This is a genomic window from Streptomyces sp. TP-A0356, assembly GCF_001417775.1.
Taxonomy (GTDB): domain Bacteria; phylum Actinomycetota; class Actinomycetes; order Streptomycetales; family Streptomycetaceae; genus Streptomyces.
In genome coordinates this window covers 26287-33234 of the sequence record NZ_BBZJ01000046.1, presented here as the reverse complement: position 1 = coordinate 33234, position 6948 = coordinate 26287, and the positions used below count along the sequence as shown (strand labels likewise).

The following is a 6948-nucleotide window of genomic DNA, read 5'->3' as shown; positions in this document are numbered from 1 at the left end:
CTTCCCCAACCACGGCACCGTCTACGCCTACTACGCCGCCTGGCGCGACGAGGGAATCCTCGCCCAGCTCAACTACGACCTCACCGGGCTGGCTCGCGTGAAAGAGGGGCGCAAGCCCGAGCCGTCCGCGTCGGTGATCGACACCCAGAGCGTGAAGACCTCCACCAACGTGCCCCTGACCAGCCAGGGAACAGACGCCGCCAAGAAGATCGTCGGGCGGAAGCGAGGCATCCTCACCGACACAATCGGCCTCATCCTCGCCGTGACCGTCACCGCCGCCAGCCTGTCCGAGAACGCCGTCGGAATCCGACTCCTCGACCAGGCCAAGAAGACCTACCCCACCATCGCCAAGAGCTGGGTCGACACCGGCTTCAAGAACGCCGTCATCGAGCACGGCGCACGTCTCGGAATCGACGTCGAAGTGGTCAACAGAAACCCCGGAGTTCCTGGCTTTCACGTTGTCAAAAGGCGCTGGGTAGTCGAGCGAAGTCTGGGTTGGCTTATGTTGCACCGGCGCCTTTCTCGCGATTACGAGACCCTTCCCGCCAGCTCCGAGGCCATGATCCACGTCGCCTCGATCGACAACCTCGTCAAGCGCATAACGGACGAGACAACACCAACCTGGCGAGGGACCTACTAGAACAGAAAGGGCAATTCGCCTAGATCAAATGCCCTCTAAGACGTCGTCTCATTTGGTAAGTCTGCGGTAGCAGATGAGGCTGCAGGCGATGGCGGTGAAGGCGAGGAAGTGTTCGGCCTTGCGTTCGTAGCGGCGGTGCAGGCGGCGGGAGCCGGCGAGCCAGGACATCGTGCGCTCGATGGTCCAGCGTGCCGGCCCAGTCGGGTGGAGGACTCGATGCCCTTGCGGGCGATGCGGTGCCGGATGCCTCGCCCGCGGAGCCATCGGCGCAGGTCGTCGTAGTCGTACCCCTTGTCCGCATGCAGCTTGGCGGGCCGCCGCCTGCGCGGCCCGCGGCGGGAACGGATCGGCGGGATGCCCCGGACGAGCGTCTTGAGCGCCTGGCTGTCGTGGAGGTTCGCTCCGGAGATGCCGATGGAGAGGGGTAAACCGGTCCGCTCGGTGATCAAGTGGATCTTCGAGCCCTTCTTGCCCCGGTCGACAGGATTCGGACCTGTCAGCTCCCCCCTTTCAGGGCCCTCATGTTCACCGAGTCGATGGCGCAGCGCGACCAGTCCAGGTCCCCGCGCGATCCCAGTTCGTCGAGGATGAGGCGGTGGAGCTTGGCCCAGACCCGGGCGGCGGTCCACTCGGTGAACCGGCGGTGCGCGGTCGGCCCCGACGGACCGAAGACCGGTGGCAACTGCCGCCAGGTGCAGCCCGTCGTGGCCACGTAGATGATCGCCGCGAGGACCTCACGGTCACCGTAGCGTCGTCTGCCCCCGCCTTGTTGTCGTGTCGGAGCAGGAGGCACCACCCGCTGGAAGAGTTCGTACAACTCGTCCTGCACCAAGCGTTCCACGATCAGCACGCACTCAGGCTACCGATGCTCTCCAAATGAGACGACGTCTAAGCTTGACTCTGTCGGGGATCTTGGAGTTTCCCGGTGCGGCAGCGTGATCAACGGGCATGCTCCGGGCTGTTCCAAAGGCCCCTGCGATGTCGAGGTGCTCGTTGTCCCTCCATCCCCGTTCCGGTGAGCAAGTCCCGTCTCTGACCGCGCAGATCGCGCGGGCGAGCAACCCGGGCGGCACGACGGCGATGTGGGTGAGAGACCGGCTGGACGGGCTGTGGCATGACGAGGACTTCGTCGGCTCGTACCCGCGTGACGGGCGCCCCGGTCTCTCGCCCGCCCAGTTGGCCACCGTCTGCGTGTTGCAGTTCGTGCTGGGGCTGTCGGACCGGCAGGCGGCCGAGGCGGTGCGCTGCCGCATGTGCTGTCGTCGGTCTGCCCAGGGTTCATCGGGAACCTGGGCCGGAAGTGGGCGCATCACCCAGCTGGCGCTCACCACGTGCTGGGCGATGCGCCTCTCGGCCGGGTGAGCGGCGTGGTCGGGGCGGGGGCAGTCATGGTGGTCTTCCTCGTCGGTATCGGTCAGTGGCTCGACATCGGGCGCAGGCGCACGGGGACGGAGGTGTGTCCGTTGCTGATGAGGCTCGGCAGCCTCTTCAGCACGGTTCGCTCCGTGGCGAGTTGGGCGTCGGGGAAGCGTTCGAAGAGCAGGCGCAGCGCGGTGGCGACTTCGAGTCGGGCGAGCGGGGCACCGAGACAGTAGTGAACGCCGTGTCCGAAGGCGAGGTGTTCCTTGCTGGGGCGGGTGGCGTCGAAACGGTCGGCCTCCTTGTGCCAGTCGGGGTGGCGGTTGGCGGCGGCGTAGGAGGCGAGGATCGCCTCGCCGGCCTTGATCGTCTGCCCGTCGGGGAGCGGGATGTCGGTGCGGGCGTAGCGCAGGGGAAGGTGCTTGACCGCGGGCTGGTGGCGCAGGGTCTCCTCGACGACATCCTGCCAGGTGCAGCGGCCTTCCCGGATGTGGGCGAGCTGCTGGGGATCGGTCAGCAGGGTGGTGATGGCCTGGTCGATGACGTTGACGGTGGTCTCGTATCCGGCGCTGATCATCAGCAGGAGCGTGTCGCGTAGCTCGGCGTGGCGGAGGGCGGAGCCGTCTTCCTCGTCGCGGGTGGCGATCAGCAGCGAGGTCATGTCCTCACCGGGCTCAGCGCGCTTGGTCTCGATCAGGGCGTCAAGCAGGCCGTAGAGGGCGGCGGTGTTCGCGGCCTGTTCCTCGGCGGAGAGGTGGGTGGCGAACACGTTGTCCACCACGGTGCGGAATTCGGTGCCCTGGTCGGCGGGGACGCCCATGAGCTTGCCGATGACAGCGATCGGGAGCGGGTAGGCGAGGTGCTCGCGCAGGTCGACCGTCTCGCCGGCCGGGAGGGCGTCGAGGATGCTGTCGACGAGGGCCTCGATGTCCGCCTCGAGGGCGGCGGTGCGGCGGGCGGAGAAGGCGGGGGCAACCATGCGGCGCAGGCGGCTGTGATCCTTGCCGTAGGCGGTGAACATGTTCTCCACCGCGACCCACAGGGCCAGCGGCCAGGTGGTGACGGTCTCGGCGAAGGCCGGCCAGTGGGCGCGGCCGTCCTTGGAGACGTCCTTGCTGGTCAGGAGCTGCTTGAGGAGGGCCGGGTCGGAGACGGACCAGGCGCGCACGCCGAGGATGTCCACCAGCGTCGCTGGGCCGCGCTCGCGCAGGGCCTGGTGTTCGGCGTCCGGGTCGGACCCGGTCGGGTCGAGGACGAGTATCTGCTGTTCGGACACGGTGAGGTCTCTTTCAGCTCGTGGGGAAGGTGACGGGCAGGGCGACCAGGCAGCGGTGGAAGGGAGCGGGATGCCAGACGACGTCGTCCCGGTGGCCGTCGAGGTCCATCACGGGCAGAGCATCGACGACGTGGACGTGGAGGATGGCGGCTTCGGCGGTGAGGTACGCATGCGATCCGGCGGGGCAGCTGTGCGGGCCGGCTCCCCAGGTGAGGTGGGCCCGATTGCCCAGCGGCCGGTGGGATCCCAGCGTGGGGTCGTTGTTGCAGGCGGTGTGACTGATGACCACCGGCGGTCGGCCGGAAGCAGGAAGCCGCCGATGTCGACCGGGGGGGGTCGGGTAGGTCATCACGAAGTTCGCCACCGGGGGGTCGCGGTGCAGGACGCTGTCCTGGGCCTTGCGGACGGAGGCATCGCCTGCGTGCAGGTCTCCGGAGAACTCGGTGTTGGTGAGGGCGCTCGGCGGCGTAGATTTCGTCGATGCTGCCTTCGGGCAGGGAGCGGCGGGGGAAGACGATCCATTGGTCGTGCATCTCGAAGAGCACGGCGGTGACCAGCCGCAGGAGCCCGTTGCGGTAGGCGGTGCGGGCCTCGGTGTGCTCTGTCCACTCGGCGCCGATCCGGGCCGCGGCCTCGGACTCGATCAGCTCCTGCAGCATCCGCTCGGCCACACTCCGCACGAGTTCGAGTCGGTCCGCCGAACGTAGTGACTCCAGCAGGCGGAGCAAGTCAGGCCGGGACAAGGCCACCGCGCACCTCCTGCGTTGAACGTCCAGTTCACCATGGAGAGTTGCACGGTGGCTGCCTCATGCGCAGGGAGCGCAGACCGTCACCGGATGCACGCCCCGGGCATCCGCCCGCGCACACCCGCACGGTGATCGGCTACACCATCACGCGGGAAGCCATCTCCCAGCGTGTCGTTGCACGCGATCTGAACCGGCTAATCGACAACGGGCTCGGGGTGTTCGTGACGGACGGCGCGGCCTCGTTCTCCGATCGCGCCGGCCGGCCCCTGTGTTTGGTCCGCTAGAGACCCGTGGAAGGGGAACGTTGCGGCGGTGCATCGTGAGCTGGTGCTGCGTGCCGCTCGGCAGTCCCCGCCTGCGGACGCACCGTCGCTGACGACGCTGCACCGGGCGATCCGCCGTGATCTGACGCCGGGGGAGCATGCTGGGCTTGCGGGTGGGGAGCGGGCGGCGCGCAAGCATGTAACGCTCCGCCCGGCAGATCGAGAGAGCTGAGCAGCATCCGCATCCCACGAACGTGACATGCATCGGGTGCGGTCTCCAGGACGCGCCTTCTTCCGGGACGGGGCACTCAGTCGGACTGAAGGTCCCCTCGTAACGTGGAGTCCTGATACCAGGGGGAGTTGAGGTTCATGGGGTCCAAGCCACAGAAGTACGACGCTGAGTTCCGTGAGGGTGCTGTACGCATCGTGATCGAGACGGGCAAGCCGATCCCGGTAGTCGCCGAGGACCTCGGTGTGCATCCGGGGACGCTGCACAGCTGGGTCTCACGCTGGAGGAGGAACGGCTCGGCCTCTTGAGACCGGCCCGCGCCTGCTGGCTCGGGCGGCCGGCTACGAGAGGGCGAACGCGCTGAGCTGGATCGGCTGCGCCGGGAGATGAGCGACGTCGTCCTGTGCGGCAACGGGTCGGCCAGGACGCGGGTCCGCCCTTGCTCGCGTCTGCCTCTCACCTTCACGTGCGCAGAGCCTCGAACGCCTGCCGCGCGGCGATCCCGATCGCCAGGTCGATGTCCGGCGCCTGCGCCGCCCGACGGTCCGCCCGGGTCAGCGCGGCCATGGCCACCCGGGTTCCGGAGTCCGCCTCGATCACGCCGATCTCGTGCCGCAGGTGCAAGAACGTGCCCGTTTTCCCACTCAGCCGCAGGCTGTCGGCGCGTAGTTCGCTTGCCAGCCGCTGGGTGAAGACCTGATGGGCCATCAATCGTCTCAGCTCGGCCGTGGCCCGTGGCTGCGCCACCTCATCGCGCCACACCCGCTGCAGCAGTGCAACCAGCGCCGAGGCGGTGCCGGTGTTGGCGTGCGCGGGATTTAGCGTCCTGATGGTGTGGCGCTGCGCCCGCTCGTCGCGGACAGCCAGTTCCAGGGCGAGGGAGAAGTCGTTGCCTGCGGCGCCGGCGGCGCACTCGTACATGTGGTTTATCCGGTGCCGTACGTGGATGCCGGCGCAGTCCCAGGCGCGCAACCGGGCGTCGACGTCGACCACCGGCACCAGGTCGAACAGCGCGTCGGCCGCGGCGTTGTCGCTCACTGAGAGTATGAGCAGGAGCAGGTCGCCGACGGCGACCGTGGCCGGATGCCGGAATGCCGCGATGCCGGTGGGGCCGACACTGCTGGTGGCCGGGTCGACTGTCACCGGCTGGGCCGGGTCGAGGCCGCCGTTGGCGATCAGGTCCAGCACGACGAGGGCGAGCGGCACCTTTACCACGGACGCGAGGGGAACTGGCTCCTCGATGCCGAAGCCGAGCTGTTCGCCTGTGTCGATGTCGCGGGCGAGGAACGAACCGCGGACGCCGAGCGCCGTCCAGTCCCGGACGATCGCCTCGGCGACTTCCAGCAGATGGCCCTCGCCGCAGATCGGTTCCGGACGGTGCGCCGTGTCCTCGGTCATCCCTGCGCCGTCAGTCGGGCCGTGGTGTTCACCGGCTCGGGACGCCTGTCGGCGCGTGCGGCGGTGCCAGCACCGGCCGCCGCCGCCAAGACCGTGTACAGCCAGTGCGGTACGTCATCGCTTCGCTGACGCGAGCTCGCGCGCACGTCGTACCCGCGGTGCAGTGAGACGTCAGCCAGCGGCGCCCAGGCGGCCCCGTGCCGCCGCGCTAACGACTCGCCGCACAGCAACACCGCGCGGCCCGCCAGTGTCTCGGCGAGCGCGGTGGCCGCTGGCCCGGCCGGCCGTACCGATCGCTCGGGCAGCCCGCAGCGGGCCGCCGCGCGCGCCAGCCTGTCGCGCGCGTAGGGCACGTCGTCCTCCGTCAGGGTCAGGATCGGCAGTGGAACGGTCCGGGCGCCGGTGGCGGCGACGCGGTGCGGCCGCAGGTCCTCGAGATGGACCGGGCGCCCCTGCCGGGTGCCCGCCGGCGGGCGTGCATTACGGGGCGGCGCGGTGGCCAGACCGAGCGGCACCCGGTGTGCTGCGCTCTCCGGTGGAACGCGCAGCACAGCGTAGGCGAGCGTGCCGTCGGCCAGCCGGGCGTCCCGCTCGGCGGGCGGCAGTTCGCGCACACCGAGGGTGGTGCCGTGTTCCGTCCCGGCGCGGATGACCCGGGCCAGCTGAGCCGGCGCACAGTCGACGGGCACTCCCACGGCCCGAGCTTGGGACCGCTGGGCCGAGCGGGCGGCCTGGTCGAGGCGCTGGGCCTGGTCCAGGACGTCCTGCGCGTAGGGGAGCAGCAGCATGCCCAGTTCCGTCGTCGCGACCTGTCGCCGGGAGCGGTCGAACAGAAGACCGCCGAAGTGCCTCTCCAGCGTCTTGATGCGGCGGCTCAGGAGCGGCTGGGCGATGCCGAGCCGGTCGGCCGCCCGCGAGAAGCTCGCTTCGTCGACGGTGGCGACGTACGCCTCGAGGTGTGCCAGCAGGTCCATCCAGCAGTCATATCACTTAGGTATGAGCCCTTCACATTTCACTCTTGGACATGAGCGGAGTCC

Annotated in this window: 8 protein-coding genes and 1 pseudogene; 4 read left to right on the top strand and 5 right to left on the bottom strand. The window is 69.1% G+C overall.

All coding sequences use genetic code 11. The features are described 5' to 3' along the window. A partial coding sequence (locus ASC56_RS36405) for an IS5/IS1182 family transposase (RefSeq protein ID WP_055495888.1) occupies nt 1–640 on the top strand: 640 nt, incomplete at its 5' end. Nucleotides 641–688: 48 nt separating this feature from the next. Here the strand turns inward: ASC56_RS36405 and ASC56_RS40360 are convergent. Beyond that, nucleotides 689–1481 (bottom strand): annotated as a pseudogene (locus ASC56_RS40360) (IS5 family transposase). A gap of 152 nt (nt 1482–1633) precedes the next feature. Between ASC56_RS40360 and ASC56_RS36390 the strand changes: the two are divergent. Further along, nucleotides 1634–2002: a transposase gene (locus tag ASC56_RS36390; protein WP_234377250.1), complete on the top strand. Its 369-nt coding sequence runs from the start codon at nt 1634–1636 to the stop codon at nt 2000–2002. A 52-nt stretch (nt 2003–2054) separates the two neighbouring features. Here ASC56_RS36390 and ASC56_RS36385 read toward each other — a convergent pair whose 3' ends face one another. Both ASC56_RS36385 and ASC56_RS41445 read right to left on the bottom strand, forming a co-directional pair. After that, entirely contained in the window at nt 2055–3275 is a 1221-nt protein-coding gene (locus ASC56_RS36385; RefSeq protein ID WP_055495886.1) for a cytochrome P450, read from the bottom strand. Nucleotides 3276–3288: 13 nt separating this feature from the next. After that, nucleotides 3289–3564, bottom strand: coding sequence for a hypothetical protein (locus tag ASC56_RS41445; RefSeq protein WP_055495885.1), 276 nt, complete (start codon nt 3562–3564; stop codon nt 3289–3291). 585 nt (nt 3565–4149) lie between these two features. Between ASC56_RS41445 and ASC56_RS36370 the strand changes: the two genes are divergently transcribed. After that, on the top strand, nt 4150–4305 hold the full coding sequence (locus tag ASC56_RS36370) for a hypothetical protein (RefSeq protein WP_159039821.1): 156 nt from the start codon (nt 4150–4152) through the stop codon (nt 4303–4305). A 348-nt stretch (nt 4306–4653) separates the two neighbouring features. Beyond that, on the top strand, nt 4654–4821 hold the full coding sequence (locus ASC56_RS36365; RefSeq protein WP_234377249.1) for a transposase: 168 nt from the start codon (nt 4654–4656) through the stop codon (nt 4819–4821). 154 nt (nt 4822–4975) lie between these two features. Here the strand turns inward: ASC56_RS36365 and ASC56_RS36360 are convergent, their stop codons facing one another. Both ASC56_RS36360 and ASC56_RS36355 read right to left on the bottom strand, forming a co-directional pair. Next, on the bottom strand, nt 4976–5911 hold the full coding sequence (locus ASC56_RS36360) for a serine hydrolase (RefSeq protein ID WP_055495882.1): 936 nt from the start codon (nt 5909–5911) through the stop codon (nt 4976–4978). Continuing rightward, nucleotides 5908–6885 carry a LysR family transcriptional regulator gene (locus tag ASC56_RS36355; protein WP_055495881.1) on the bottom strand — a complete coding sequence of 326 codons (978 nt, stop codon included), beginning with the start codon at nt 6883–6885 and terminating at the stop codon, nt 5908–5910. Before ASC56_RS36355 ends, ASC56_RS36360 begins: the two co-directional genes overlap by 4 nt. Nucleotides 6886–6948: the final 63 nt, after the last annotated feature.